Annotated in this window: 2 protein-coding genes and 1 pseudogene; 1 reads left to right on the forward strand and 2 read right to left on the reverse strand. The window is 50.0% G+C overall.

All coding sequences use genetic code 11. The features are described from left to right. Positions 1-578: pseudogene (locus A3730_RS17680) on the reverse strand (cytochrome P450); the annotation flags it as partial. Between the two features lie 14 nt (positions 579-592). Then, positions 593-913: a 2Fe-2S iron-sulfur cluster-binding protein gene (locus tag A3730_RS17685; RefSeq protein ID WP_007151505.1), complete on the reverse strand. Its 321-nt coding sequence runs from the start codon at positions 911-913 to the stop codon at positions 593-595. 122 nt (positions 914-1,035) lie between these two features. Between A3730_RS17685 and A3730_RS17690 the strand changes: the two genes are divergently transcribed. Further along, a partial coding sequence (locus A3730_RS17690; RefSeq protein WP_197477514.1) for an AraC family transcriptional regulator ligand-binding domain-containing protein occupies positions 1,036-1,337 on the forward strand: 302 nt, incomplete at its 3' end.

A 1,337-nucleotide genomic window follows, 5' to 3' on the forward strand; every position in this document is an offset into this window, starting at 1 on the left:
TTGAAGGGTTTATCCAGCGGCAGGCTGTCTAGCACTTCGGCTGCTCGGGACCGGATTAAACCTTCCATTTCCTTAAGGTTTTTTGGCGCTACCACACCCTGCACCGCCCGACGTTGCACATCATGCTTGGGCGGATCCATGGCGATAAACATTTCCACCGATAGTCCGTCCGGTGGATCACCCAGAATAATTTGCGGTTCAGAGGAGAACAGTTCGTGACTCTTGTCCACGAACAAAATATCTTCATAGCGAGTTATCGACCAGAAAGGCCCGAATGGACTCTTCTTCTGGTAGTGTACCGGAGCTTCATCTCGCAGCCGCTTAAAATAGGCCCGCCACTGATCTTGTCGATACAAAAAAGGGTTGCTGGTGTCGATATCTTCGAGTGCCAAGGTGTTGACATCAGGCAAGGAGGTTTCGACGAATTCCATTTGTGTGGATCGAGAACCCACTGTCTTTCTCTTCGCCTTCATCAGCATTTTCATCGTTTTAATCTGAAAATGCATCGGCACCACTTTGGACGAGGCGTTGAATACTTTTGTCTGAAACGCATTGCTTGATCTTGTTTTTGTTGACATAGCATTCTCCCTGTTTACATCTGGAATTCAGGCAAATGCACGGTCATACCGTCCATCGCCTCAGTAATTTCTACCTGACACCCCAGGCGCGAGGTTCTCGCCCGCTCCGGGGTCATGGACAACATCTGTTCTTCTGCGTCACCAACCCTTCCGGTCTTGCCGAACCACTCATCGGGAACAATCATGTGACAGGTACCACAGGCGCATTCGCCGCCGCAGTCACCGTCAATACCTGGAACGGCGTTATCAACGGCGATTTGCATTAGCGTAGAACCCACCCCGAACTCCGTAACATGCTCGGTGTCGTCATGTTCAATAAAGATAATTTTTCCCACAGCGTGTCTCCTAGCATTTATATCTACCTTGAAGATTGGCTATGTGTCGGAACACCGACGAGGACATTTCTTGACAGACCGGGGACATTTAAAGACAGTTACCGCATTCCGAGGAATCGCTGATGGCAATAACGACGCTCAAACAGGGTTTGAAAAACGTGGATGCGGATATCCCGTCGAACTACTCACGCCTTATCGCCCGAGAACTTGGCTTGAGTGTACGAGAACTCCCTAGCCTCTTGCGCAACACGGGTGTAGATGTCGAACAATTACTCAAAGATGAAAGCTTGCTCACTGCAACCCAGCAGATTCAGATCTTGCGTAATGCTTTAGATTTATCCGGCAAACCAGAGTTCGGGTTACGGCTGGGCAGGCGTCTCACCCCCGCAACCCATGGGGTGATGGGATTTGTTGCTAACAGCAG

The organism is Alcanivorax sp. HI0044 (genome assembly GCF_001634945.1).